This window comes from Candidatus Pelagibacter sp., from assembly GCF_052049935.1.
In the GTDB taxonomy this organism is placed as follows: domain Bacteria; phylum Pseudomonadota; class Alphaproteobacteria; order Pelagibacterales; family Pelagibacteraceae; genus Pelagibacter.
Genome location: NZ_JBNGZA010000007.1, coordinates 1 through 26,653, shown reverse-complemented (window position 1 = coordinate 26,653; position 26,653 = coordinate 1). Strand labels below are relative to the sequence as shown.

The 26,653-nt window shown below is 28.2% G+C and carries 30 protein-coding genes and 1 tRNA gene; 22 read left to right on the top strand and 9 right to left on the bottom strand.

Annotated features, from left to right (window positions below; all coding sequences use genetic code 11):
* Genes pgeF through ychF form a run of 5 tightly spaced genes read left to right on the top strand, consistent with a single transcriptional unit; the run spans position 1 to position 4,119 of the window.
* Positions 1–771, top strand: a complete 771-nt coding sequence (gene pgeF, locus ACTT90_RS04390; protein ID WP_440937617.1) for a peptidoglycan editing factor PgeF — start codon at positions 1–3, stop codon at positions 769–771.
* On the top strand, positions 768–1,700 hold the full coding sequence (locus tag ACTT90_RS04385) for a ribose-phosphate pyrophosphokinase (RefSeq protein WP_440937616.1): 933 nt from the start codon (positions 768–770) through the stop codon (positions 1,698–1,700). The genes pgeF and ACTT90_RS04385 overlap by 4 nt, the downstream gene beginning before the upstream one ends.
* Positions 1,701–1,745: 45 nt before the next feature.
* Positions 1,746–2,450 (top strand): 50S ribosomal protein L25/general stress protein Ctc, encoded by a 705-nt coding sequence (locus ACTT90_RS04380; protein ID WP_440937615.1) that lies wholly within the window; start codon positions 1,746–1,748, stop codon positions 2,448–2,450.
* A gap of 35 nt (positions 2,451–2,485) precedes the next feature.
* On the top strand, positions 2,486–3,046 hold the full coding sequence (gene pth, locus ACTT90_RS04375) for an aminoacyl-tRNA hydrolase (protein ID WP_440937614.1): 561 nt from the start codon (positions 2,486–2,488) through the stop codon (positions 3,044–3,046).
* Entirely contained in the window at positions 3,046–4,119 is a 1,074-nt protein-coding gene (gene ychF, locus ACTT90_RS04370) for a redox-regulated ATPase YchF (RefSeq protein ID WP_440930787.1), read from the top strand. The genes pth and ychF overlap by 1 nt, the downstream gene beginning before the upstream one ends.
* Here the strand turns inward: ychF and ACTT90_RS04365 are convergent.
* From ACTT90_RS04365 to petA, 3 genes are read right to left on the bottom strand one after another with little or no spacing between them, the layout of a single operon-like run.
* Positions 4,096–4,866 (bottom strand): cytochrome c1, encoded by a 771-nt coding sequence (locus tag ACTT90_RS04365; RefSeq protein ID WP_440937613.1) that lies wholly within the window; start codon positions 4,864–4,866, stop codon positions 4,096–4,098. The two genes, ychF and ACTT90_RS04365, sit on opposite strands and share 24 nt — an antisense overlap.
* 2 nt (positions 4,867–4,868) lie before the next feature.
* Entirely contained in the window at positions 4,869–6,134 is a 1,266-nt protein-coding gene (locus tag ACTT90_RS04360; RefSeq protein WP_440937612.1) for a cytochrome b, read from the bottom strand.
* A 7-nt stretch (positions 6,135–6,141) separates the two neighbouring features.
* Positions 6,142–6,657: a ubiquinol-cytochrome c reductase iron-sulfur subunit gene (gene petA, locus ACTT90_RS04355; protein WP_014952756.1), complete on the bottom strand. Its 516-nt coding sequence runs from the start codon at positions 6,655–6,657 to the stop codon at positions 6,142–6,144.
* A 93-nt stretch (positions 6,658–6,750) separates the two neighbouring features.
* On the opposite strand from petA, the gene ACTT90_RS04350 reads away from it, so the two are divergent.
* From ACTT90_RS04350 to greA, 3 genes are read left to right on the top strand one after another with little or no spacing between them, the layout of a single operon-like run.
* The gene (locus tag ACTT90_RS04350; protein ID WP_440937611.1) at positions 6,751–7,200 is read left to right on the top strand and encodes a tRNA (cytidine(34)-2'-O)-methyltransferase; all 450 of its coding nucleotides are present in this window, start codon (positions 6,751–6,753) and stop codon (positions 7,198–7,200) included.
* A complete protein-coding gene (gene hemF / locus ACTT90_RS04345) occupies positions 7,200–8,027 on the top strand; it encodes an oxygen-dependent coproporphyrinogen oxidase (RefSeq protein ID WP_440937610.1) in 828 nt (275 codons plus the stop codon). Before ACTT90_RS04350 ends, hemF begins: the two co-directional genes overlap by 1 nt.
* Before the next feature lies 1 nt (position 8,028).
* The gene (gene greA / locus ACTT90_RS04340) at positions 8,029–8,505 is read left to right on the top strand and encodes a transcription elongation factor GreA (protein WP_014952753.1); all 477 of its coding nucleotides are present in this window, start codon (positions 8,029–8,031) and stop codon (positions 8,503–8,505) included.
* Here greA and ACTT90_RS04335 read toward each other — a convergent pair.
* The 4 genes from ACTT90_RS04335 to ACTT90_RS04320 form a co-directional block, all read right to left on the bottom strand.
* Entirely contained in the window at positions 8,502–9,776 is a 1,275-nt protein-coding gene (locus tag ACTT90_RS04335; protein WP_440937609.1) for a CCA tRNA nucleotidyltransferase, read from the bottom strand. The two genes, greA and ACTT90_RS04335, sit on opposite strands and share 4 nt — an antisense overlap.
* Positions 9,777–9,779: 3 nt before the next feature.
* Positions 9,780–9,853 (bottom strand) — tRNA-Gln (locus ACTT90_RS04330).
* 32 nt (positions 9,854–9,885) lie between these two features.
* On the bottom strand, positions 9,886–10,731 hold the full coding sequence (locus ACTT90_RS04325) for a 4-(cytidine 5'-diphospho)-2-C-methyl-D-erythritol kinase (RefSeq protein ID WP_440937608.1): 846 nt from the start codon (positions 10,729–10,731) through the stop codon (positions 9,886–9,888).
* 1 nt (position 10,732) lies between these two features.
* Positions 10,733–12,454, bottom strand: a complete 1,722-nt coding sequence (locus ACTT90_RS04320) for a tetratricopeptide repeat protein (protein ID WP_440937607.1) — start codon at positions 12,452–12,454, stop codon at positions 10,733–10,735.
* On the opposite strand from ACTT90_RS04320, the gene ACTT90_RS04315 reads away from it, so the two are divergent.
* From ACTT90_RS04315 to ACTT90_RS04305, 3 genes are all read left to right on the top strand, one after another.
* Positions 12,431–13,150 carry a uracil-DNA glycosylase gene (locus tag ACTT90_RS04315; RefSeq protein WP_440937606.1) on the top strand — a complete coding sequence of 240 codons (720 nt, stop codon included), beginning with the start codon at positions 12,431–12,433 and terminating at the stop codon, positions 13,148–13,150. The two genes, ACTT90_RS04320 and ACTT90_RS04315, sit on opposite strands and share 24 nt — an antisense overlap.
* A complete protein-coding gene (locus ACTT90_RS04310; RefSeq protein ID WP_014952748.1) occupies positions 13,150–13,710 on the top strand; it encodes a ribonuclease HII in 561 nt (186 codons plus the stop codon). The genes ACTT90_RS04315 and ACTT90_RS04310 overlap by 1 nt, the downstream gene beginning before the upstream one ends.
* Before the next feature lie 119 nt (positions 13,711–13,829).
* Positions 13,830–14,900: a site-specific DNA-methyltransferase gene (locus tag ACTT90_RS04305; protein WP_440937605.1), complete on the top strand. Its 1,071-nt coding sequence runs from the start codon at positions 13,830–13,832 to the stop codon at positions 14,898–14,900.
* Here the strand turns inward: ACTT90_RS04305 and ACTT90_RS04300 are convergent.
* Positions 14,897–16,048 carry an NAD(P)-binding protein gene (locus ACTT90_RS04300; RefSeq protein ID WP_440937604.1) on the bottom strand — a complete coding sequence of 384 codons (1,152 nt, stop codon included), beginning with the start codon at positions 16,046–16,048 and terminating at the stop codon, positions 14,897–14,899. The two genes, ACTT90_RS04305 and ACTT90_RS04300, sit on opposite strands and share 4 nt — an antisense overlap.
* A complete protein-coding gene (locus ACTT90_RS04295) occupies positions 16,045–17,013 on the bottom strand; it encodes an A/G-specific adenine glycosylase (RefSeq protein ID WP_440937603.1) in 969 nt (322 codons plus the stop codon). Before ACTT90_RS04295 ends, ACTT90_RS04300 begins: the two co-directional genes overlap by 4 nt.
* 12 nt (positions 17,014–17,025) lie before the next feature.
* Here ACTT90_RS04295 and ACTT90_RS04290 point away from each other — a divergent pair, with 12 nt between their 5' ends.
* From ACTT90_RS04290 to ACTT90_RS04240, 11 genes are read left to right on the top strand one after another with little or no spacing between them, the layout of a single operon-like run.
* Positions 17,026–17,511 carry a DUF721 domain-containing protein gene (locus ACTT90_RS04290; RefSeq protein WP_440937602.1) on the top strand — a complete coding sequence of 162 codons (486 nt, stop codon included), beginning with the start codon at positions 17,026–17,028 and terminating at the stop codon, positions 17,509–17,511.
* Positions 17,508–18,092, top strand: coding sequence for a thioredoxin domain-containing protein (locus tag ACTT90_RS04285; RefSeq protein ID WP_014952743.1), 585 nt, complete (start codon positions 17,508–17,510; stop codon positions 18,090–18,092). The genes ACTT90_RS04290 and ACTT90_RS04285 overlap by 4 nt, the downstream gene beginning before the upstream one ends.
* A gap of 8 nt (positions 18,093–18,100) precedes the next feature.
* Positions 18,101–20,674, top strand: a complete 2,574-nt coding sequence (locus ACTT90_RS04280; protein WP_440937601.1) for a chromosome segregation SMC family protein — start codon at positions 18,101–18,103, stop codon at positions 20,672–20,674.
* Positions 20,675–20,679: 5 nt separating this feature from the next.
* Positions 20,680–20,955, top strand: a complete 276-nt coding sequence (locus tag ACTT90_RS04275; protein ID WP_440937600.1) for an AtpZ/AtpI family protein — start codon at positions 20,680–20,682, stop codon at positions 20,953–20,955.
* Positions 20,956–20,966: 11 nt separating this feature from the next.
* Positions 20,967–21,701 (top strand): F0F1 ATP synthase subunit A, encoded by a 735-nt coding sequence (locus ACTT90_RS04270; protein ID WP_440937599.1) that lies wholly within the window; start codon positions 20,967–20,969, stop codon positions 21,699–21,701.
* Between the two features lie 15 nt (positions 21,702–21,716).
* Positions 21,717–21,944: a F0F1 ATP synthase subunit C gene (locus tag ACTT90_RS04265; RefSeq protein WP_006997791.1), complete on the top strand. Its 228-nt coding sequence runs from the start codon at positions 21,717–21,719 to the stop codon at positions 21,942–21,944.
* Between the two features lie 5 nt (positions 21,945–21,949).
* Positions 21,950–22,537, top strand: a complete 588-nt coding sequence (locus ACTT90_RS04260) for a F0F1 ATP synthase subunit B family protein (protein WP_440937598.1) — start codon at positions 21,950–21,952, stop codon at positions 22,535–22,537.
* Positions 22,527–23,024, top strand: a complete 498-nt coding sequence (locus tag ACTT90_RS04255) for a F0F1 ATP synthase subunit B family protein (protein WP_014952738.1) — start codon at positions 22,527–22,529, stop codon at positions 23,022–23,024. The genes ACTT90_RS04260 and ACTT90_RS04255 overlap by 11 nt, the downstream gene beginning before the upstream one ends.
* 38 nt (positions 23,025–23,062) lie before the next feature.
* On the top strand, positions 23,063–24,520 hold the full coding sequence (gene crtI, locus ACTT90_RS04250) for a phytoene desaturase family protein (RefSeq protein WP_440937597.1): 1,458 nt from the start codon (positions 23,063–23,065) through the stop codon (positions 24,518–24,520).
* Entirely contained in the window at positions 24,520–25,362 is an 843-nt protein-coding gene (locus ACTT90_RS04245; RefSeq protein WP_440937596.1) for a phytoene/squalene synthase family protein, read from the top strand. Before crtI ends, ACTT90_RS04245 begins: the two co-directional genes overlap by 1 nt.
* Positions 25,349–26,416 (top strand): lycopene cyclase family protein, encoded by a 1,068-nt coding sequence (locus ACTT90_RS04240; RefSeq protein ID WP_440937595.1) that lies wholly within the window; start codon positions 25,349–25,351, stop codon positions 26,414–26,416. The genes ACTT90_RS04245 and ACTT90_RS04240 overlap by 14 nt, the downstream gene beginning before the upstream one ends.
* Positions 26,417–26,653: the final 237 nt, after the last annotated feature.

The following is a 26,653-nucleotide window of genomic DNA, read 5'->3' as shown; positions in this document are numbered from 1 at the left end:
TTGATTAAGTCAAAAAAATTATCTTCACATAATATCAAACATGGATTTTTTAACAAAAAAGGCGGGGTGTCTAAAGGTATTTATCAAAGTCTAAATTGTGGTCCAGGATCTAATGACAATAAAAGAGCTATAAATAAAAATTTAGATATTGTTAGGAAAAAAATAAATAAAAACACTAATGAAATTTATCTAGTTAAACAAATTCATAGTTGTAAGTTTGTGTTTATTGATAAAAATCAAAATAAAAAAACTAAAAAAGTTGAAGCAGATGCAATTATCACAAACAAAAATAATCTTCCTATTGGAGTTTTAACAGCTGACTGTGTTCCAATTTTAATATCAGATAAAAAAAACTCTATTATTGCAGCAATCCATGCGGGCTGGAAAGGTGCCTATAAAGATATAATACGAAAAGTTATAAAATTCATTGTGAATAAAGGATATAAACCAAACGATTTGATTGCTGCTATAGGACCATGTATTTCTCAAAATAATTATGAAGTCAAATATGATTTCAAAAAAAAATTCTTAAAGAAAAACAATAAAAATAAAATATTTTTCAAAATTACAAAAAATAGGATTTATTTTAATTTAAGAAATTTTGTTAAGAACTCCATAAAGCATAGTGGAGTTAATAGAATAGATGTGCTAAATAAAGATACGTTTGATATAAAAAACAATTTTTTTAGTGCTAGAAGATCAATTCATCTTAAAGAGAATGATTATGGTAGAAATATTTCGTTAATTATGATTAATTCTAAAAATTCATGAAATTATTAACTGGCAATAGCAATCAACCTTTAAGTAAAAAGATTTCTCAATTTTTAAAAACAAAACTTGTAAATTCCAGTATCAAGAAATTTGCTGATGGAGAAATCTATATTGAAATTAATGAAAATATAAGAGGTAATAGTATTTTTATTATTCAATCGGTTTCCTCTCCCGCAAATGACAACTTAATGGAATTATTGCTATGTATAGATGCACTAAAAAGATCATCAGCAAAAAATATTACTGCGGTCATTCCATATTTTGGTTATGCAAGACAGGATAGAAAAGTTGTGCCAAGAACATCTATATCAGCAAAATTAGTATCTAATCTTATCACAAAAGCAGGAGCTGATAGAGTTGTGACAGTTGATTTACATTCAGGACAAATTCAAGGATTTTTTGATATTCCTGTAGATAACTTATTTGCAACTCCAATATTTGCTCGACATGTTAAAAAGAAAATAAAAGAAAAAAATCTTATATGTGTTGCACCAGATGTAGGAGGAACTCAAAGAGCAAGAGCGCTTGGCAATCTTCTTAATGTTGGACTTGCTATTGTAGATAAAAGAAGACCAAAACCAGGTCAATCTCAAGTAATGAATGTAATTGGTAATGTTAAAGATAAAACTTGTATAATTGTAGATGACTTAATTGATTCTGGAGGAACAATAGTTAATGCGGCTAAAGCTCTTAAAGATAGAGGAGCAAAAAATGTTTATGTCTATATCACACATGGCGTATTGAGTGGAGAGGCAGTCAAAAAGATACAAAAGTCAGTTATTAAAAACTTAGTTATTACCGATACAATAGATAATAGCGACAAATTGAAAAAAGCTAAAAATATTGAAGTTTTATCTATTTCTGGACTGATGGGAGAAGCAATAAAAAGAATCTCTAATTCGACTTCTGTATCTGATTTATTTAAATAATTACCTTGTTTTATTAAAGAAGTTGGGCTAAAAGACCCCAGTTTTATGAATTCACTAGACGCTACTATAAGAAATAACAAGACTAAGGGTGAGCTTAGCATTATTAGAAAAGAAGGAAATGTTCCAGCTATAGTTTATGGCGGTAAGGATAATAACGAGAACATATCTATTTCAAAAAAAACTTTAAAATCTTTAGTTGAGAAAGATAATTTCTACTCAAATATAATCAGCTTAAATATTAATGGGAAAACTCAAAACGTATTACCTAGAGAAGTAATTTATCATATAATATCTGACGAGCCTATTCATGTTGATTTTCAAAGAGTTGTACCAGGAGTAAAAATTAGAATAGATGTTCCAGTTCAGTTTATTAACCAAGAAAAATCACCAGGCCTTAAAAAAGGTGGTGTATTAAACATTGTAAGAAGAAAAGTTGAATTAAGATGTCCAAGTGAAAAAATTCCAGAGAGTTTAGTTATTGATCTAGATGGAGTTGATATTGGTGAAAGTTTTAAAATTTCATCAATTAAACTTGAACAAGATGTAGTTCCTACCATTCAAGGAAGAGACTTTGTTATCGCAACATTAGCTGCTCCGACAGTTATGAAAGAACCTGAAAAACCTGCTGAAGCTGAAGCTGCAGAAGGTGCAGAGGGTGCAGCTGCAGAAGGTGGAGATAAACCGGCTGAGGATGGTGATAAACCAGCTGAGGGTGATAAAAAGGAAGCTGCTCCAGCAGAAAAAAAGTAGTCTAATAATTGATCTTTAAAAATTAAAATAAATTTATGCTTTTATTTGTAGGTTTAGGTAACCCAACACCAAATAGTGAAAATAATAGACATAACATAGGCTTTAAAATTATAGATGCCATAAATAAAAAATTTGGTTTATCAAAACAAAAACCAAAATTTAAAGGTTTACTAACCACTGGTGAAATTGAAGGCGAAAAAGTTTATGCAATAAAACCTTTAACATTCATGAATAATTCTGGAATATGTATAAGAGAATTATTGGAATATTTTAAAATTGATGCAGAAGACGTGATTGTTTTTCATGATGATCTTGACGTTGAATTTGGAAAAATTAAAGCTAAATTTGGTGGGTCAAGTGCAGGTCATAACGGTATTGCATCTATAGATAAATTTATTAGTAAAGAGTATTCTAGAATTAGAGTTGGAATTGGAAAACCAAAAGCTAACATCGAAGTTGGTGATTTTGTTTTACAAAACTTTGATGATGATGAAATGACTGAGCTAGAGAAAATCACAACAAATATAACTGAGTCCCTAGATATTCTTGTTAAAAAAAAATTAGACCTATTTTCAAGTACAGTAAACAATAAATAATGAGTTTTAAATGTGGAATTGTTGGTTTACCTAATGTAGGTAAATCTACTTTATTTAATGCTTTAACAAATTCAAATAAAGCTCAGGCAGCAAATTTTCCCTTTTGTACAATTGATCCAAATGTGGGTGTTGTTGCTGTTCCCGATATAAGATTGGACAACTTAGCCAAAATTTCAAAATCAAAAAAAATAATTAATACAACAATATCTTTTGTAGATATAGCAGGGTTAGTTAAAGGTGCATCAAAAGGAGAAGGTCTTGGTAATAAATTTCTATCTCACATAAGAGAGGTTGATGCTATAATTCATATGATACGATGCTTTGAGTCAGATGATATCCAAAATGTAAATCCTGATGTTGATCCTGTAAGAGATCTAGAAATTATCGAAACAGAAATGATGCTAGCTGATTTAGAGTCTATTCAAAAAAGACTTGAAAAAAATAATAAAAAAAATGTTGAACCTGAACAATTAAAATTATTAGAAATTGCTTTAGATTGTATAAATAACGATAAAAGTTTAGACTGTTTGAAAGAAGAATTCACATCTAAACAGTTGAAACAAAGTGGGTTGCTTTCAATAAAACCCAAAATATTTGTTTGCAATGTTGATGAACAAAGCGTTCAAAAAGGAAATAATCATACTGAAAATTTTATAAATAAATATGGGAGTGAAAATACATTAATTGTTTCTGCTGATATAGAAAATCAAATAAATGAACTTGAAGATAGTGAGAGAAAAAATTACATGGATATGATTGGTTTGAAAGACACAGGTTTATCAATGTTAATTCAAAAAGGTTATGCAATATTAGAATTAGATACCTTTTTTACTTCTGGACCAGAAGAAACTCGAGCTTGGACAATTCAAAAAAATTGTCTAGCTCCTAAAGCGGCTGGTGAAATTCATACAGACTTTGAAAAAGGATTTATTAGAGCAGAGACTATCTCATATGAAGATTTTGTATCAAACGATGGGTGGGTAAATTCTAAAACGAATGGTAAAATGAGATTAGAAGGTAAAGATTATATTGTTAAAGATGGTGATGTTTTAAACTTCAGATTCAACACGTGACCAAATTCTTTTCATACTAAAATAAACTAAAATTGTTAAAATAATCAAATATACAATAACTTTGAAACCCATTTGGTGCCTAGACTCCAAATGAGGCTCTGCAGACCACATTAAAAATGTTGTTACATCTTTAGCCATTTGTGCTTCAGAAGCGACTGTTCCATCCGAATATTCAACTAGACCATCTGATAATGGTTTAGACATTTTAATCTTATTACCATACATGTATTTATTGTAATGCACTCCTTCATCTAGTTTCATTCCACTTGGTGCATCCTCATAACCTAAAAGCAGTGAATAAATATAATCTACCCCACCTCCTCTTGCTTTAACAAGAACAGACATGTCTGGTGGATAAGCACCCCCATTAGCTGCTTGAGCTGCTTTTACATTTTCGTAAGGTTTTACAAACTTATCTGATAATTTAGCTGGTCTAGTAAACATTTCTCCATCTTCATTCGGTCCATCAGTAACCTCAAAAGATGCTGCAATTGCTTTAGCTTCTGCTTCTGAAAACTCTGGTCCTCCTTTTTCAGATAAATTTCTATAACTTAAATATTTCATCGAATGACAAGAAGAACAAACTTCTGTATATACTTGATAGCCTCTTTGAAGAGAGCCTCGATCAAATTTTCCAAACAAACCTTTAAAAGACCAATCAGTTTTTAAATATTCAACCTTCTCCGCTGAATTAGCTTGAAAAGTAAAAATAAAAACTAAAACAAGGAATTTTAATAAAATTTTCACTTTTAGCTTAATGACCTTTCCTCTTTTTTCTTGGCCATTGCTAGGTTGGGCGATCCACCTAATACAGGTTCTGTTATGCTCAATGGAACCGGTAAGGTTTTCTCTTTCATTCCTAAAACTGGTAAAATTACTAAGAAATGTAAAAAATAATATGCTGTAGCAACTCTAGCTATTAATAAATAAAGACCTTCCGCAGGCATTGCTCCGACATAACCAAGTATCAAAACATCAGCAACTAATATCCAATAGAATTGTTTATAAAGTGGTCTGAAAACGGATGATCTAATTTTTGATGTATCAAGCCATGGTAGTGCTGCTAAAATTAAAATTGCTGATAACATAGCAACAACACCTAATAATTTATCGGGTACAGATCTTAAAATTGCATAGAAAGGTAATAAATACCATTCCGGAACAATATGAGCTGGAGTAACCATTGGGTTCGCTTCAATATAATTGTCGGCATGTCCTAAAATATTTGGTGTATAGAAAACAAAAAAAGCAAAAACGATCATAAACATAAGTAAAGCGAAACCATCTTTTATGACAATATATGGATGGAACGGTACTGTGTCCTTTGAAGGTTTTTTAATATCAATTCCAACTGGATTATTATTTCCTGGAACATGTAAAGCCCATATGTGAAGCACAACTAATCCTAAAATTAAAAATGGAATTAGATAATGTAATGTAAAAAATCTTGTAAGAGTCGGATTATCAACTGAATACCCTCCCCACAACCATGTAACTATTCCTTCGCCTACTAATGGGATAGCACTAAATAAATTTGTGATAACTGTTGCGCCCCAAAAACTCATTTGACCCCAAGGCAAAACATAACCCATAAAAGCTGCAGCCATCATTAAAAGATAAATGATAATACCAATGATCCATATAATTTCTCTTGGTGCTTTGTATGAGCCATAAAATAAAGATCTAAATATATGAATATATACAGCTAGGAAAAACATTGATGCACCGTTTGCATGAATATATCTTATTAACCATCCATAGTTTACATCACGCATGATATGTTCAACACTTTCAAATGCCATATCAGCATGTGCTATATAGTGCATAGCTAAAGTCAAACCGGTTACGATTTGTGTAATTAAACAAAAAGTTAAAATACCACCAAATGTCCACCAGTAGTTTAAATTTTTTGGCGTTGGATAATCTGTTAAGTGGTTTGCTAAAGTTAGCAAAGGCAATCTATCGTTAAACCATTTACCTACTTTTGAATTTGGTGTGTAATCGTGATCACTCATTTTTTATTTATCCAATCTTAATTGTGTTTGCATTTACGAATTCATATTTGGGAACTTCCATATTCCAAGGAGCAGGACCTTTTCTTATTCTTCCAGAAGTATCATAATGAGATCCATGACAAGGACAGAACCATCCATTGTAATCACCTTTATCATTCAATGGAACACAGCCTAAGTGAGTACAAACCCCTAACATCACTAACCACTCTGGGTTTTTGGCTCTATCTTCATCTTTTTCAGGGTGTATCAATTCTTCCATTTTGACTGCTCTAGCTTCATCAATTTCTTCCTGAGTTCTTCTTCTTATAAAAACAGGTTTACCTCTCCATAAAACTGTAATTGTATTTCCTGGTTGAACTGAGCTAACATCAACTTCAGTACTAGCCAACGCTTTGACTGATGCATCAGGGTTCATTTGATCAATCATTGGCCAGACAACAGCTGCGGCCCCTACTGCTCCAACAGCATATGTAGCAGTAAATAAAAAATCTCTTCTTTCTGGTTTTTTCTTAGAATCAGACATATATAAAATGTAACTAAAATTATTTAATACATGATTTTCTATAAGAAAATACTTTTTTTTCTATGGATAGAATGACACATAAAAGAATAACTGATGCCCAAAATTGCATTATACGAACCTGATATACCTCAAAATACTGCAGCAATTATTAGAACTTGTGCATGCCTTGGAGCGGATCTAGAAATTATTGAACCATGTGGATTTCTACTAAGTGATAAGAGATTTAAAAGGGTAGTTATGGATTATTTCAATGAAGATGAAATCAAATTTTATCAAAATTCTGAACATTTTTTTGATGAAAAGAAAAATGAAAGAGTTGTATTAATGACCACAAAAGCATCTGTAGCCTACACTGATTTTAAATTTGATAAAAATGATACGCTACTATTTGGTAGAGAAAGTTCAGGTGTTCCAGATTTTGTGCATAAAAAAGTTTCAAATAGACTTAAAATACCAATGGCCCAGAATAAAAGATCTTTAAATTTAGCCACATCTGTTGCTATAATTTTAGCTGAAAATATAAGACAAATAAATTTATCTTAATGGAATTAGAATTAAAAAAAGATTTGGCAAGTAATTGGTTTAAACTATTACAAAACTCCTTTTGTAATGACATAGAAAAATTTGAGAAAAATAAATTAAAATTTAAATCCACTTCTTGGAAAAGAAGTCAAAAATTAGATGAAGGTGGAGGTGAATTTAGAATTCTTAAAGGTGGTAAGGTTTTTGAAAAAGTTGGAGTTAATTTCTCAAAAGTTTACGGAAAATTTCCTGAGAAATTCCAAAAAAATATACCAGGTGCATCTAAAGATCCAAGATTTTGGGCTTCAGGAATTTCAGTTGTAATGCATATGAACAATCCTCATATACCTGCAATGCATTTTAATACCAGATTTATAAGCACAACTTTTGAATGGTTTGGGGGCGGAATGGATGTAACACCTGCAATTAATGATTTAAATGAAAAAAAAAATTTTCATAATAATTTAAAAAAGATGTGTGACAGGCATAATAAAAGTTATTACAAAAAATATAAAAAATGGTGTGATGAATATTTTTTTCTTCCTCATAGAAAAGAGCTAAGAGGGATAGGTGGTATATTTTTCGATTATAAAAAAGAAAATTTTCATAATGATTTCAAATTTGTTAGAGATGTGGGAGTTACATTCCAATCAATATTTAATTCGATAATAAATAAAAAGATTAATAAAAAATGGTCATCAAAAGAGAAAGAGGCTCAGTATATAAAAAGAGGTAGATATGCTGAGTTTAATCTATTATATGATAGAGGAACAAAATTTGGATTGCAAACTGGTGGTAATGTAGAAGGTATCTTAATGTCATTACCTCCATTAGCAAAATGGAAATAAAATGGATAAAGAGCCAATAACATTAAATGGTCTTAATAAACTAAAAGAAGAACTTGTTTATTTAAAAGAAAAAAAAAGACCAGAAATCGTTGCTGCAATAGCAGAAGCTAGATCTCATGGTGATCTAAAAGAAAACGCTGAATATCATGCAGCAAAAGAAGAGCAATCACATAACGAGGGAAGAATTGATGAAATAAATGATATCATCGCTAGAGCAAACGTTATTGATGTCACAAAAATAAATAATGATGGAAAAGTAATTTTTGGCTCAACTGTTTTTCTTGAAAATTTAGATACTGGTGAAAAAATTAATTATAAAATTGTTGGTAAAGATGAGGCAGATTTAAAACAAAAACTTATTTACTTTCAGTCACCAATTGGAAAAGGTTTAATTGGAAAAAATAAAGATGATCTTGTTGAGGTTAAAACACCAGCAGGTATCAAAAATTTTGAAATTAAAGACGTAAAATATATTTAATTTCTTATAATTCTATTAATTTGATCTTTAGAAATATTGAATTCATTATTCACCCAAAATTCCTCTAGTAATTTCAATTTTTTTCCTAATGTTTTGCCCTCAACTAAATCATACTCTTGCATCAGATTTTTAGTTTCAATTGGAAATTTTGGTAAATCTTTATTTTCAAGCATATTTTTTAAATCAATTATTTTTTGATCTATTTTTTTGTTTGTGAGGATCTTAAAATTCAAAATATCCAAGACAGACTCTTTGCCATCAAAATAAAGTTTTTTTACTAAATTTTTTTCCGTAAAAGTATTTTTATTAACTTTAGATTTATAAAAATTATCTAAATATTTTATTCGTTTTTGATCTTTTTTTGAAATGTTAAACTTATACATAAAATAATCAGCATTATCAGTTTTGTCTATAATCATAACTGCCAATAAAAAAGGAAAGTCTGCCTCTAGATAAATTTTCTTAGAAATTTCATTTAATTTTTCAAATGAATTCATTTTTAAAATTTGAGGAAAAATAAGCCTTAGAAGTTCTCCGCTTTCTTTATCTTTTGAAATATGTTCTAAACCATTAGATCTAATAATCTTTCTAAGCTCATCTAACAATCTTTCAGAAGATAAATTTTTGATGCCCTCTAAGTTAATTTTAATTTTTTTTAAAATCCTTGGGTCATGTTTATTCTTTGAATATTTAAGAAAAAATCTCACATATCTTACTATTCTTAAATAATCTTCTTTTATTCTTCTTTCTGCATCACCAATAAATTTTATTTTACCTGCTAATATATCTTTTCTACCTTCATAAGGATCAAATAAATTTCCTTCTTTGTCTGAGTATATTGAATTTATTGAAAAATCTCTTCTAGACGCATCTTCCTTCCAGTCTTTTGAAAATTCAACTTTTGCATGCCTTCCATCGGTAACAACATCTTTTCTAAGTGAGGTAATCTCGAATTTCTGATTATTGATAACTGCTGTAATTGTGCCATGCTCAATTCCCGTTTCATAAAAATTGATGTTGTTTTTTTTCAATGCTTGAGACACATCAACGGGCGTTAAATTTGTGGCTAAATCAATATCATCAATTTTTTCTTTATTAATTATTTTTCTTATGCAACCACCAACATATCTTAACTCACTTTCATCAGAATATGAGTTGATAGCATTAAATAATTTATCGACTTCAGTATCTATTGAAATTTTTTTAATATTTTGTGTTACGTAATCTAAATTACTTGTTCTTGAGAAAAATTTATCTATCAAGCTTTCCATATTTGGCTGGGGCGCTAGGATTCGAACCTAGGATGCAGGTACCAAAAACCCGTGCCTTACCGCTTGGCTACGCCCCAATATCGTTTTCATATAACACAAAAAAATTAATTTATATAGTTTTTGCAACAATACACCAATAATTTCTAAATTTTTTATTTATATACTTTTTTGCTAATTCGCTGTCCTTTTTGGTCAAATAGTATCCAACAATCACTGAACCAGATCCTGTCATTCTGACAAATTTTGATTTTGTGTAATTTTCTAAGTGAGACTTAATTTGTTTCAATTTTGAATATTTTCTTAATGCTATTGGCTCTAAATCATTTTTAAGATTACTCAATTTATCTAAATTAAATACACCAGCTTTTGATTTATTAAAGATGGCTCTAGAGTATTTTTTTACGTTGGAGTAAATTGCTTTTGTGGAACATCCTAATTTTGGTTTTACCAGAACAATATTAAAATTTTTTTTAGTCTTGAAAGCTGAGATTTTTCCTTTTGAATTTAAAATTAAATTAATTTTATAAATCCCAAGAATTACATCCGATCCAATTAAATCACATATTTCTCTAATTTTTTTTGAACTTATTTTAAAAAAATTCTTTTTTATAAATAAAGATAGTAAACTTGCAGCATTAATCGAGCCTCCACCAAGGCCAGCTCTTTGAGGAATATTCTTTGTAATTTTAATTTGAAATTTTTTTTTCTTTAATAAATTTCTATCATCAAGAATATTTAGCAACTTTGTTATGGTATTATCTCTTTTAATATTTTTGGAAAATTTTCCATTAAATATTATTTGATGTTTTTTATGCCTTATTTCTTTTACTTTAATCAAATCATATAAATTTACGAAAGAAACAATGCTTTCAATTTTATGAAGTGACCCTTTTTTTCCAACTACATTTAAAGCTAAATTTATTTTGGCAGGTGAATATAAAGTTCTTATGTTCATTTTAAGTATTTTGAGGACCAGAGATTAATTTAATATTTATTTTCTCTTTCATTTCTTCTTCGGTGTCCTCAAAACTTAATACATTACTCCAAAAATATCTTGCTTGGATTTTACGATCTAATTTCCATAAAATATCACCATAGTGATCATTAACAATTGGATCATCGGGCATAAGTTCAACTGCTCTTTTTAAAAATTTTTCAGCTTTAACATAATCGTCAATTAAATAGTAAGCCCAACCAATTGAATCTATTATATAAGGATCATTACTTTTAATAGCATAAGCTTTCTCTAACATAGAGATTGCTTCATCAATTTTATAATCTCTCTCTAACCATGAGTATGCCAAATAATTTAAAACATAAGCATCATCAGGATCAATTTCTAAAGAGGCAAGTAAATCTTTGTCTGAATTTTCAAAATCTTTTATTCTCTCGTAACTTCCTCCCCTTCTATATAAAATATCTGAGCTTAGTTCTGAATTTGAATCAATAGAAGATAAGACTGTTGAATAAAATGATATCGCTTTTTTATATTTTTTTGCACTTTTATGAAAATTTCCTACATCTAAAATCATTTTCAAATTTGGGTTATTGAACTTTGAAAATTCTTTAACTAAATAATTTAATGCTTTTATATCATCAGATTCTTTTCCAATAATCTGGGCTTCTTTTTTAATTCTAAACCAATAGTAAAATAAAGTTTCTTTATTAAAAACTTTCAAAGTTTCTTTGGCTTTTTCATAATTTTGATTCAAATAATAATTATCTGCTACCAAAGCTAAATTGAATACAAATTTAGGATTTAAAAAATTTGCTATGTTTAAATAAAAATTAGATTTTTCAAATTGATCTTGAGAAGAATAAAGATTTGATATCAAAAATAAAAATTCGCTGATTAAATCTTTATGATTTTTACATGAAAATATTTTTTTGAAATTTTCATATTTTTTATTTTCAATCCAATTTTTTCCCTGAGATAATAATATAGGATTATTGATATATTCTATTTTGTTTGTAAGTTGTATTGCCTCATCTATCCTATTATTTTCAATCAAATAAGAGAGATAAAAAAATAAATATCTTGAATAATCAAATTTATTATTTTCATCAATGAGTTTTAAAAAAAAATCCTCAGTATTAATATCTCCTAAATAACATCTTTTAAATGTATTAGTAATTAGAGTTAAATTTCCAAAATTTTGATCATTAAAGGAAATTCTTTTTTCTTTAAATACATAAATATATTGTCTTAAAGTTTCATAAATAATGAGATTAAATCTGTTTTGTTCTGTCAAAAAAGACAATTTAACTAAATATTTTTCTGCTCGGTCAAAATTATCTTTCTTAATACTATCTACAACCAACAAAACATAGCTTTCGAAAAAATCAGTATTCTCTTTCCTTAAATTCTGTTTAATTAGATTTATTGCACCAGTGATTTTATTTTCTTGTACTAAAGAAAAAATGTATCTTTTAAGATAAGGGTCATGCTTATCAATGAGTATTTTTGAAGACCTAAAAAAATCTAGAGAATTTGAATTATCTTTATTCTCGTATGCAACTATCCCTGAGAAATAACTGGATAAATATCTAGAGTCAAATTTTTCAAAACTAGCACTTTTAGTATCAGTAGGTGTCTGATAAACTAAACTAATTAGAACAACTAATTTTATATATTTTAAAATCTTAAATTTTAAATGATTAAAAACAAATCTGATCATAGCCTGGTATATACTGATGAATTCATAAATACAATTGAGCAAGATTTTGTATTTAGTAACAAGCCAATAAATAGATTTAAAGTTAAGTTAGAAACTACAAAAAACCAGAATGCCGAAAAAAAGACGCTTCTGGAGGAATTAAAAAAAAATATAAATTCAATTGAAAATTGTAATTTAAAATCAAATTCTAACCATCTCATTTTAGGTGATGGGAAACCTGATAGTCCAATCATGCTTATAGGTGAAGCACCATCGGCTAATGAAGACGAATCTGGCAAAACCTTTCAGGGTGAAGTGGGTACTTTGCTTGATAAAATGTTGCTGGCTATAGAAATTAAAAGAGACTCAATATATTTGAGTTATGCAATAAATTTCAGACCTCCAGAAGACAGGAAGCCTACTTCTCAAGAAATTAAAAGATATTCAATTTTCTTAAAAAAACACATCTCTATAATTGACCCTAAATTAATAATTTTAATGGGCAGTTCTGCGATGGAGGCTTTAACTGGCTCAGGTAACAAGATTTCAAAAGAACGTGGAAATTGGAAAGAAATTATACTCGATAATAAAACTTATCCAATGATGATAAGCTTTAACCCATCTTACCTAATAAGATTTCCCGAGAATAAAAAATACTCTTGGGAAGATTTAAAAAAAATAAGAGACAAAATTAAAGAATTAAAAATTAAATTGTGATGCAAGTTATTGCTGGTGTTGACGAAGTTGGCAGAGGAAGTTTAATGGGACCAGTTTTTGCTGCTGCAGTAATATTGGATAAAAAAATAAATAAAAAATTATTAAAAGATTCAAAAACTCTAAATAAAAATGAACGTGAGAAAATTGCAAAATATATTAAACAAAACTCTACGTGGAGCCTTGGAAAAGCGTCAGTAAAAGAGATCGAAAAATTAAACATTTTAAATGCAACTCTTCTCGCAATGAAAAGAGCAATATTGAAGCTTAAGAAAAAACCTAAATTAATTCTTGTGGACGGTAACAAAACTCCAGAAATTAGAAATTATAATTTAAAATCAGTAGTTAAGGGCGATAAAAAAATACCTAGTATCTCTGCGGCTTCAATTATTGCCAAAGTATCTAGAGATAGACTAGTTAAAAATTTATCAAAAAAGTTTAATAAATATTATTGGGAAACAAACTGTGGCTATGGCACTAAAAAACATTTAGTTGCTATAAAAAAACATGGAATAACTATTCATCATCGAAAAACTTTTGCACCAATCTCTAAATTAAAATAAGTTTCACGTAGAAACACAATATATTGTTGTCATAAAAATTTAGACACAATTAAGCTTAAATTAATTCAATCCCAGGTTGACCACAGAATCTTTTTGGAGTCTACTTTCACTTATACAAAATGAATTTTGAAGCAAAAAGTAAAATTGTAAATGGTGATAGTTTAAAGGAATTAAAAAAAATTCCTGACGAAACTTTTGATTTAGTTTTTGCTGACCCTCCTTACAATTTACAACTTAAAAATGAACTAAGCAGACCTGATCAATCGAAAGTTAGTGCAGTTAATGACAAATGGGACCAATTTGAAAATTTCAGAAAATATGATGAATTTACATTTGAATGGTTGAGTGAATGCAAAAGAGTTCTAAAAAAAAATGGAGCTATTTGGGTAATCGGGAGTTATCACAATATTTTTAGAGTTGGATATACAATTCAAAACCTCGGATTTTGGATACTTAATGATGTAATTTGGAACAAAAATAATCCAATGCCAAACTTTAGAGGCACAAGATTTACTAATGCTCATGAAACATTAATTTGGGCATCAAAATCAGAAAAATCAAAATACACATTTAATTATCAGTCTCTTAAATGTTTAAATGATGATCTTCAAATGAGATCAAATTGGAACCTGCCAATTTGTAGTGGTACAGAAAGATTAAAAAAAAATGGTAAGAAAATACATTCAACTCAAAAGCCAGAGGCTTTACTTCATAGAATATTATTAGCCACTACAAACAAAAATGATTTGGTTTTAGATCCCTTTTTAGGATCAGGCACAACAGCTGCGGTTGCCAAAAAATTAGGTAGAAAATATTATGGTATAGAAAAAGAAAAAACTTATTTCAAAGCTGTTGAACAAAGACTTAAGGATATAAAACCGATAGAAGATGATTTCTTAGATACATTAAAAAACAACAGATCAAAACCAAGAATTCCATTTGGCTCATTAGTTGAACTTGGAATAATAAAACCGGGTACGATAATATTTGATAATAAAAAGAAAATTAATGCAAAAATTATGGCTGATGGAAGTATCAAACATCAACAAGCTGAAGGATCAATCCATAAAGTAGCAGCAACTATTTTAGGAGCTGAAAGCTGTAATGGGTGGACTTATTGGCATTATAATATGAATGGTAATATTGTACCCTTAGATCATTTAAGACAAAGATTAATTCCTAAAAATTAATTATCATAAATTTTACCTAAGTAACTTTCTAAAAATTTTTCATTTTTTACTAGTCTTTTCATAATTAAGTTTCTTGTTAAAATAAATAGCGGATTTGATAGATGGAAAGCAAATTGGTTAAATTTTGAACGCTTATTTACCATTTTTGTTTTTTGTAGCCTTCTAGGAAAATATTTTTCTGTTTCATTTATTGAAAAGTTTTGAAAAAGTTCATGAGACCCTTCAATTGATTGAGAAGCGCCTTGAGCAAAAGATGGAGGGAAAGCAAAAAAAGCATCTCCTACAGTAAAAATATTTTTGTTATTTAGATGTAAAATTTCATCAGTAATAAATACTGGAAAACATTTTAAATTATCTAATTTATGAATTATCTGATTGTATGTTGGAGGAATTTCAGAAACTATTTCATCAACAAAATCTGAGGAATTGAATTGTTGATAGTTTTTTAATCGATCTTTGTTTAAATTTTTTCTTAAAATACCAATAAAGTTTAAATCTTCATTTTCTGATGTTGGATAAATTACGTAGTGAAAATTAGCGCCAAGGAATAAAGAGATATTTTGAAAATTTATTTTTTCAATTTTATCTCTATTTATAGTTCCTCTTATAGCTACTGAATTATTAAATTTTAAAGAGTTTTTTGAATTTGAAATTAATGAAGAACTTTTTGAAAATACACCATCAGCAATAATTAAGTAATCAAATTTTTCTGAATATTCATTTGAAAATGAAAGCTCTATTTTATCTTCTTTCAAATCAATTTTTGAAATATCATGACCATAAAAAATATCATCTTTTAAAATTTTGCTAATTAAAAACTTAATTAATGATGATCTTTTTATTGTTGTATATTTATTATTAGCAGAATTAAATTTTGAAATATTTAGATCACAAATCTTATCAGGATTATCTATTGAGTAAAAATCTAGATTATCTGGAAAAAATTTTTGACTATTATCTAATTGATCAAATCCAATATAATTTAATAATTTAACACTATTATTAGATAGCTGTATCCCATAACCATCATCCAAATTTATTTCTTCATTTTTTTCAAACAATAAAACCTTAAAGTCAGAGTTTTGTTTAAAAATATTTGCTAAATACAATCCAGATATTCCAGCTCCAATAATTGCAATTTTCTTCATATTGTTTCCAATTCTTTCAATATTCTTTTTGTAAAAGATGGAAGAACAATTTCTTCAATTTTTTTTGGATCAATCCAGTAATGAACAGGAGAATTTTGTTTTTTCTCTGTTTTTTTAATTTGAATAGCCATATCCATATTTGATAATTTAATGTTTAAATGTTTTTTAAATCTTTTATCATATCGCACTTCCTTCATTGGAAATATCTTTAAATTTCTCAAAAAATTAAATGTATTATTTTTTATTAGAAAATATTTATTATTTTTTTTATGAACATTAACTACGAAAAATTTTTTTTTATTTTTTTTTAGGATTTTTTTCAAAGTAAAATCTTTTTTTATCAACGCTTTACAATTATGGTTTATAGGGCACATATCACATACAGGGTTAAAAGGTTTGCAAATTGTTGCTCCTAATTCCATCAGTGCTTGTGCGTAATCACTTGAACGTCTTGTTGTTCCAAATATTGATTTTGTCCTATTTAAGTACTCTTTGGTGATTTGATTTTCTTTTTTTAATAAAAGATATCTTTTAAGTACTCTCTCTATGTTTCCATCTAAAGGAATATAAGGTTTATTAAAACCAATAGATAAAATTGCGCTTGCAGTATAATTACCAATACCTGGTAAAGAGAGAAGATCTTCGAAATTGTTTGGAATTTTTTTATTATATTTTTTTACAATAACTTGTGCTGTTTTTTTTAGATTCCTAGCTCTTGAATAGTAACCTAGCCCCTCCCACAATTTAAATAATTTTGAATTATCAACTTTTGATAATTTTTCAATCGTTGGTAATATTTTGATAAATCTATTAAAATATGGGATCACAGTTGCAACTTGTGTTTGTTGCAACATAAATTCACTTATAAGTGTGTAATATTCTTTTTTTGATTTGGAACACTTTTTTCGCCACGGCAAATCTCTTTTATTTAAATCATACCATTTCAGAATTTTTTTTGATATCATCGACTCTATCATATGCAATACAATAAAAACTTTAAGCAGAGAAATTCTTCCATTCAAGGTTTAAGATCTTTTAGAGACACTTTGCCAAAAAAAATTAAAAAAATAATTGATAAAAAAGGTCATATTTATTCTGAAACATTAAATAATTGGAAATACATAGTTGGAGATGAGTTGTTTAAATATTGCTATCCAAAATCATTTAAAAATTCAAACAGGTTTGGAGTTAGCACATTAGTCATCATGGTAAAAAGGGGTCATGAGGTAGATGTTGAATACTCAAAACAGGAAATAATGGATAAGATGAATAATTTTTTTGGATATTCTGTGGTCGAAAAACTAAAATTCACAAGTTTTAATGATGAAACTGAAATTTCAAATGTAGAAACTCAAACAATAAATGTGACAAATAATAAATTTAAAGAAAAAATCAAAGATGTTAAAAATGACAAATTAAAAAAATCTTTAGCAGAATTAACCAGAGTATTTAGAGAAAAATGAAAAAAATTATCCAATCAATATTCTTCATAGCAATAACATTTATAATCAATAGCGTTTCTGCAAGTGAAATAAACAGAATTAAAGTTGGTAATGAAGATGCTAAGATAACTATAATAGCTTATGAGTCACTAACTTGTAGTCATTGTGCAAACTTTCATAAAAATGTTTACCCACAATTAAAGAAAGAATTTATTGATACCGGTTTAGTAAAAATTGAATTCAGACATTTTCCTTTGGATATTATAGCCTTCAACGCTTCTAAAATTGCGCAATGTAGAAATGATGGAAACTCAGAAATTTTAGAAACTTTATATGCCAATCAACAAAAATGGGTAAAAGGAAATAACGCTAGTGAGGCAAATGATAACTTAAAGAAATTTATTGAAGAACAAGGAATAAACATAGACTTTAAAAGATGTATTACAGATAAACGAATTGAAGACTTTGTTCTAAATGATCGAATCGAAGGATCTAAAGAATTTAAAGTAAATGCTACTCCCACGATTATTATCAACAACGAAAAGTTTGAAAAATCTCTTAATTATAAAAATTTAAAAAAATCATTAGAAAAAATGATATAAGTTAGCTCATGGAGTTTAAAAAAATCCAATTAAATGGATTTAAATCATTTGCTGATAAGACAAACTTTTTAATCGAGGAAGGTTTGACTGGAATAGTTGGACCAAATGGATGTGGAAAATCAAACATTGTAGAGTCGTTAAGATGGGTAATGGGAGAAACTTCTGCAAAAAGTATGCGTGGCTCCGGAATGGAAGATGTAATTTTTTCAGGAACATCAAATAAACCATCAAAAAATATTGCTGAAGTTTCAATCACAGTAAATAATGAAAAAAATGAAGGGCCAATTCAATATAGAGAGCTGAGTGAGATTCACATAAGAAGAAAAATTGAAAAAGATAAAGGATCAAAATTTTATATTAATGATAAAGAAGTGAGAGCAAGGGATGCTCAAATGTTTTTTGCAGACCTTTCTACTGGAGCGCACTCGCCTTCTATGATCAGCCAAGGAAGAATTGGAGCTCTGGTAACAGCAAAACCTACTGATAGAAGAGCAATACTTGAGGAGGCAGCCGGCATTTCAGGACTGCATGTAAGAAGACATGAAGCTGAATTAAGACTTGGTGCGGCTGAAAATAATTTGAAAAGAGCTGATGAATTGAGAAGACAACAGGAAAAACAATTAGCAAACTTGCAAAAGCAAGCAGAAGAAGCAACAAAATATAAATTAATTTCTGAGGAAATAAAAAAAATTGAGGCAGGCTTATATTATTTGAAACTTTTAGATATAGAAAAAGAAATAAGAGTTGAGAATGAAATCAACACTGAAGCTGAAAGTGAAGTTGATGGATTTAATAAAAAAATTAATGAATTAGAAATTCAGATAAAGACTGAAACTGATAAGGTAAATCCACTAAGAGAAAAAAATATTGAAAATTTGTCAAAAATACAAAGACTTAATTTAGAACTTCAAAGTTTAGATGAAGAAAATTTAAGAATTCAGGAAGAAATAGGTTCAATTAAAAAATCTCTTCAAATAATTGATGAAGATATAATAAGAGAAAAAGGAATTGTTGTAGATGCAAATTCTAATGAAAAAAGACTTAAAGAAGAAAAAAATGAATTAATAGAAATAGACTCAAAATATTTTGAAACAGAAAAACTGTCTAATGAGGAATTAGAAAAAGCAAAAACTGAATTAGATGAGGAACAAAAGCAAGCAAATGAAATAATTAAAACATTTGCAGATGGAAATATAAATATAAATGTAAACCAGGTTAAAAGTGTTGAAGAAAATATTGATAAAATTAAATCTTTGATAAATGAAAATGAACTCAATCAAGCACTAACCTTATTAGATAGATGCAAAATTGAACTGAATGATTTTTTAAAAAATCTAGGTGATGAAGAAAGCAAAAAAAGACTGTCTGTGCTAAATAACAAAAATGAGCAAATAAAAATTCTTCAAGGTAAGTACACTGATAGCTTTAGTAAAAATCAATCAATCAAGAAAGAGTCTTTAAAAAGAAATGAAAGAATTAAGACAATTGAAACTGAAATAGAAAGCTGGATTAACTTATTAACTAATTCTAATAAAATGATTAGTGAGCTAACTGAAAGAAAAAGTAAATTATCAAATCAGTTAAATGAATTAGATAATCAACCTGAAATTCAAGCAGAAAAAAAAGGTCAGATAAATGAAAGTTTAAGAATTTCAGAAAAAGAAAAGCAAGATAATGAAAAAATTATCAGTGATACTGACGAAAAAATTGAAAATTTAAGATCTGAACTTAATAAGATTCAAGAAGACTCAATTCAAATTAGGGAGAGAAAGGCAAGCTCAGGTGCAACAATTGAAGGATTAAAAAAAAGAAAAAATGATCTTTTAGATAGAGTTAATTCTGAGTTAAGCTTGAGTGAAGATAATATTCTAGAAAATTCAAACTTATTTGGTGTTGAAGAATTACCTGATCCTGTAGTGCAAGAAGATTTGCTTGATAAAAAGAAGCAAGAAAGAGAAAAATTTGGATCTGTTAATTTAAAAGCTGACGAGGAAACAAGTAAATATGAAACAGAAATTAAAAAAATGGAGCAAGACAGAGCTGATCTTGTGACAGCAATAATCAAGCTAAAAGAGAGTATTAATGAACTTAATCAAAAAGGAAGAGAAAGATTGTTGGAGGCTTTTGAAAAAGTAAATAGAAAATTTAATGAAGTTTATACAAAACTTTTCAATGGAGGTAATGCAAAACTTGAATTGGTTGATAGCGATGATCCTCTTGAAGCAGGCTTAGAAATGTTAGTTAGTCCTCCAGGTAAAAGATTACAGTCGATTACACTTTTGTCTGGTGGAGAACAAGCCTTAACAGCTCTTTCATTAATATTTGCAGTTTTTCTTACAAATCCATCTCCAATATGTGTTTTAGATGAAGTTGATGCGCCCCTAGATGATGCGAACGTTACAAGATTTTGTGGTTTGTTAGAGGAGCTAATTAATATTACAAATACAAAATTTATAATTGTAACACACCACGCTCTAACAATGTCTAAAATGAACAGACTATATGGTGTGACTATGCCAGAAAAAGGGATTAGCCAACTTGTTGCTGTGGATCTACAAAAAGCTGAAAGTATGGTTGCTTAGATAGAATGGCAGAGGACCCTCTCAAAACTCGCCTTGAAATTGCAAAATCAAAGTTTTTAAAGAAAAATAAGTCCGAAAAAGAGGGAAAAACATCACCCATTGGTACTGCGTTTAAATTAAGTACCGAACTTGTATCTGCAGTAGCTGTTGGGACAATTATTGGGTTTATTTTAGACAAGACCTTTGGTACTAAGCCCTGGTTAATAATAATATTTTTTTTTGTGGGTGTCATTGCAGGCATAACTAATGTAATAAGATCCGCAAAAAACATGCAAAAATAAAGTTTTAGACAATGGCAGCAAATCCAATGTCTCAATTCGAAGTTTATAGAATTGGGCCCGAAATAAAAATAGGAAGTTTTGATATCTCATTTACAAACGCAAGTTTGTTTATGATAATCAGCACGTTAGCAATATTAGTTGTCTTTAATCTCGGATCAAAAAAGAATTCTCTGATACCTAATAAAATACAGTTACTAGCTGAGCTAAGTTATACATTTGTATCTAAAATGATTAGCGATACAGCTGGATCCAAAGGAAAACCATATTTTGCATTTATTTTTTCACTATTTATGTTTGTCTTGTTCTGCAACATGTTTGGAATGATCCCTTACACTTTTACAGTAACAAGTCATATCATTGTTACATTTTTATTAGCAGCTTTTATATTTGTGGGAGTTACGGTTATTGGATTTATTAAGCATGGTCTTGGTTATTTGAAGTTATTTGTACCTAGTGGTGTGCCAGCTGTACTCTTGCCATTGATTGTTGTTATTGAAATTATTTCTTATTTAAGTCGACCAATAAGTTTGTCTGTTAGATTATTTGCTAACATGATGGCTGGTCATACTATGATGAAAGTTTTCGGTGGCTTTGTAATAAGTCTCGGAGTTGTTGGTGGATGGCTTCCACTAAGTTTTTCGGTTGCATTAACTGGTTTGGAGATCTTAGTTGCTTTTCTTCAAGCATATGTTTTTGCAATCTTAACCTGCATCTATTTAAATGATGCATTAAATTTACACCATTAAAACAAGGAGGATATAATGGAATTAGAAGCAGCAAAAATGATCGGAGCAGGACTTGCAGCAATAGCTTTAGCAGGTGCTGGTGTAGGTATTGGTATAATTTTTGGAAATTATTTATCAGGTGCAATGAGAAATCCATCTGCAGCTCAAAAACAGTTTCCTAATCTACTTTTAGGTTTCGCATTAGCGGAAGCAACAGGATTATTTGGATTAGTAGTTGCGTTAATCATCTTATTTGCATTTTAAATTTGATGGTAAAAAAAATATTTCTTAACTTAATATTTTTAAGCTTCCTAACTGTGGAAGCTTACGCAGCTGAGAGTGGAGGTATGCCTCAGCTGAATCCAGAATTTTGGGTTTCACAAATTTTTTGGTTAATACTTACATTTGGAACACTCTTGATTGTGTTGTCAAAATTGATACTTCCAAAAATAAGTGCAAACTTAGAATCTCGAAAATCACAAATTCTGGAAAATATTGAGTCTGCTGATAAGCAAAGAAAAGAAAGTGAACTTAAGATTAAAGAATTTGATGATCTAGTAGCTAAAAGTAAAATAGAGGCAAAAAATATTTTGGCCCAAGCTAGAGAAAAAGTTCAAAAAGATATTACATCTAAAAGAGAAACTTTGGATAAGCAGTTAGACGAAGAAATAAAAAAAGCTGAAGATGAAATAAGTGCTTTAAGAAAAAACGCACCTGAAAAAATAAACAAAATTGCAATAAATACTTCATCAGAATTAGTTAAAAAATTAATTGGTGCCGATGTAAACGCAAGTAGTATCTCAGCAATTGTTGATGATTTATCTAAAAGAAATGGAGATAAATATTATGGCAATTGATGCAACGTTTTGGGTAGCAGTATCATTCGTTATCTTTTTTGCAGGATTATTCTATTTAAAAGTTCCTCAAAAAATTAATGAAGTGCTAAATAATTTGATATCAGAAATTAGAAACGAAATTGATGAAAGTGAAAAACTTAGAACAGAAGCTAAAACCCTATTAGATAACGCGCAAAAAAAACTTGATACAGCGCAAAATGTTAGCAATGAAATTATTGAGCAAGCAAAGAAAGAGAGTGATAAATTAATCATTGATTTAAATGATAAATTTCACAGATCTTCAGAAATTAAAAAAAACTTGGCTGAAAATAAAATAGATCAGATGAAAAAAGCTGCACTAAAAGAAATAAGAGATGCATCTGTCAAAATAGCTGTCGATTCTGTTAAGAAAATCATTACTACATCAGTTGACTCTTCAAAATTAGATACTTTGTTTCAAAAAAACCTAGATGAAACTAAAGAAGAATTAAAAAAAATTAATTCATAATCGCTTACAATTTAAAAAAAAAACTATAGATTGCTGATATGAACTCAGTAGTAATTGGATCTGGATTTGGCGGAATTGCAACAGCCCTCAGACTAAAGGCTAAAAATCATAATGTTATTTTAATTGAAAAACATGAAGATTTAGGCGGCAGAGCTCGTGTATTCAAAAAAAATGGATTTACATATGATGCTGGACCAACTGTAATTACAGCACCTTATTTAATAAATGAATTATTTGAAATCTTTAATAAGAAACCCGAAGATTATATAAAAATTACTCCTCTTAAAACTTGGTATCAATTCATATTTGAGGATGACACAAAGTTTAATTATTCAGGAAATGAAGAGGATATGAAAAATCAAATTGAAAAATTAAATCCTCAAGATGTTGGTGGTTATGAAAAATTAGTAGAATTTACTAAAAAAATTTTTAACAAAGGCTTCCTTGAATTGGCCGATGTTCCTTTTGAAAAACCAATCTTTATGATGAAGCAATTACCTGCTTTATTAAATCTTAAAAGCTATAAATCAGTTTACTCGCTAGTCTCGTCATATATCAAAAATGAAAAGTTAAGACGAATGCTAAGTATGCACCCTCTTTTGGTTGGCGGCAATCCATTTACAACAACTTCTATATATGGACTGATACTCTACTTAGAAAAAAAATGGGGAATTCATTATTCTATTGGGGGTACTGGAAATATCATTAAAGGTTTTGAAAAACTAATGAATGAGGTTGGAATAAAAATTATTAAAGGTCATGAAGTAAGTGAGATAAAATCTCAGGGAAAAAATATCCAAGGTGTAATTTTAGATGATGGAACAAATATTGATTGTCAAAATGTAATTTGTAATGCTGATCCACCTGCAGTTTATGAGAAACTTTTGAATAAAAAAAATTTTACAAATTTTTTTAAATGGAAAAAAAACAGGATGGAATATTCTATGGGTCTATTTGTTTATTATTTTGGAACAAAAAAAATATATGACAATGTTGAACATCATACGATTAAATTTGGAAATAAATACAAAGAACATCTTGATGATATATTTAATCGAAAGAAGTTAAATAATGACATTAGCTATTACTTACATAGACCTACAGCAACAGATAAATCTATGGCTCCAGAGGGATATGATTGTTTTTACGTATTAGTGCCAGTTCCAAATAATCAATCAAATATTGATTGGAATATTGAAGGTGAAAAAATGAAAAATTTGGTAATTGAAAAAATGGAAAAACAATTAATGCCTAATTTAAAAAATAATATTATTGAAGATTTTTATTTAACACCTGATTATTTTGAAAAAGAACTAAATACTAAATACGGTTCAGGTTTTTCAATTCAGCCAAAATTTACTCAATCAGCCTACTTCAGATTTCATAATAAATCTGAAATTTTTAATGGATTATATTTTGTGGGTGCTGGAACGCATCCTGGAGCAGGCGTCCCTGGTGTATTATCATCTGCTAAAGTTCTTGATAAAATTTTATAATGAATAAAAATTATTTATCTATTTATGCCAAATCATTTAATTGGGCAGGTTTCTTTTTACCAAAAAACACTTATTTAGATTGCTCAAAATTATATGATTTTTGCAGAACGGCTGACAATATTGCAGATGATCAAAATTCTTTAGAATTAAAAAATAAAATTTTTTATGAATTCAAGGAAGCTTTTAATAAAAAAGATCAAAACAATTCCATAATTAAAAATATGTGGGGTTTAATTGAAAAATTTAACATTTCTCCAAAAATAATTGATGATCTTTTTGATGGAATTCATTCAGATATTAAAGAAGAAGTTAAATTAAATTCAAAAAAAGAATTGTTAATCTATTCTTATAGAGTTGCTGGAACTGTGGGATTAATGATGGCAAAAATTCTTAAAGTAGAGGACAAAAATTCTTTAAGATCAGCAATTAACTTAGGTATAGCCATGCAGTTAACAAATATATCAAGAGATGTTATAGAAGATGAAATTAACAATAGAAGTTATATTAATGCTAATTTAGAAACAATTAAATCTACAATTTTTTTTGCTGATAAATTTTATGATAATTCTTTCTACGCAATGAAAAAAATTCCATTGTCTCTCAGGTTTTCAATAATTGTTGCAAGACGTATTTATCGAAAAATAGGCCACAAAATAATAAAGATTAAAACCTTTGAGGAATATAAAAATTCAGGAAAAATTTTCGTTAATAATTATGAAAAAATTCTAGAAACACTCCTTTCTATTTTTGATCTGGTTAAATTAACAACATTAAATAATGATATAATTGATCATAATCATGATTTAATTGAAGAAGAGATAAATATTAATGAAAGAATTTGATTACGTAATAAAAGGTGCTGGTTGTGCAGGTTTATCATTAGCCTATGAATTAAATCAAAATCAAAAACTCGAGAAAAAAACACTAGCAATTGTAGAGCCTAGGCAAATTTACGATAGAGACAAAAATTGGTCATTTTGGAAAACTATCAATCATAATTTTGATGACTGTGTAATAAAAAATTGGTCCAATTTTACAGTAAACATTAAAGGAAAAATGCATCATCTAAAATGTGATGATACCCCTTATCAAACTGTAAATAGTGAAATTTTTTATAAGAAAATAATTTCTAATTTAAAATCAAACTCAAATATTTCATTCTTTAAAGATATAAATGAAATTAATACCGAACGAAGTTTAATATTTAATAGCGTGCCTAATAAAGGTGAATTCAAAGATAGATTGTGGCAACATTTTTTTGGTGTTGAAATAGAAACACCCAAAGATACTTTTGATGATAAAATTTTTAATCTCATGGATTTTGATTGTGATCAGCGCAATAGTGTTCACTTCTACTACACTTTGCCTTTTTCCAAAAATAAAGCCCTAATAGAAACTACATGGTTATCTAGTTTGAATAATGAAAACATAATGGATTACGAAAATCAAATTAAAGAATATCTAGAAAAAAAATTGAAAATTAAAGACTACAAAATCATATTTAAAGAGAAAGGTGCTATTCCTTTATTTAAACAAATAAATTCTACTAAAAATAATGAAATCAATATAGGAACTGCTGGCGGCATGACTAGATTAAGCACAGGATATACTTTTCTTAATATTCAAGAGCATTCAAAATATATTCGAGAAAATCTTGAAAAAATAAAAAATAAAAAAAAATATACTATTGGAAAGAAATATCATTTCTTAGATGAAATTTTTATTCGTGTATTAAAAGATAATCCAAAATTAATGCCAGAGATATTTTTTAAATTGTTTGAAGTAGAATCGAAAAAAGTAATAAATTTTTTATCAAACAAGAGTAATCTTCTAGAGGATATATCTGTTATTTTAAAAATGCCGAAAATAATATTTATTAAAGCTTTATTTAAATAAAATGAATAATAAAATTAGTAAAATTAATCTAAATCATTCTTTATTATTTTTTTTAATAATTAATTTATTAACTTTCGTATGCTTCTACCTACAAGTAAAAAACATATCCCCTATTATTTGTTTATCCTTTATCCTAACATTGGGCATTTCACATGGAGCATTAGATAATTATAAAGGGAAAAAATTATTTAAAATATTTAATATTGATAAATTTATATTTTTTTATCCGTCATATAT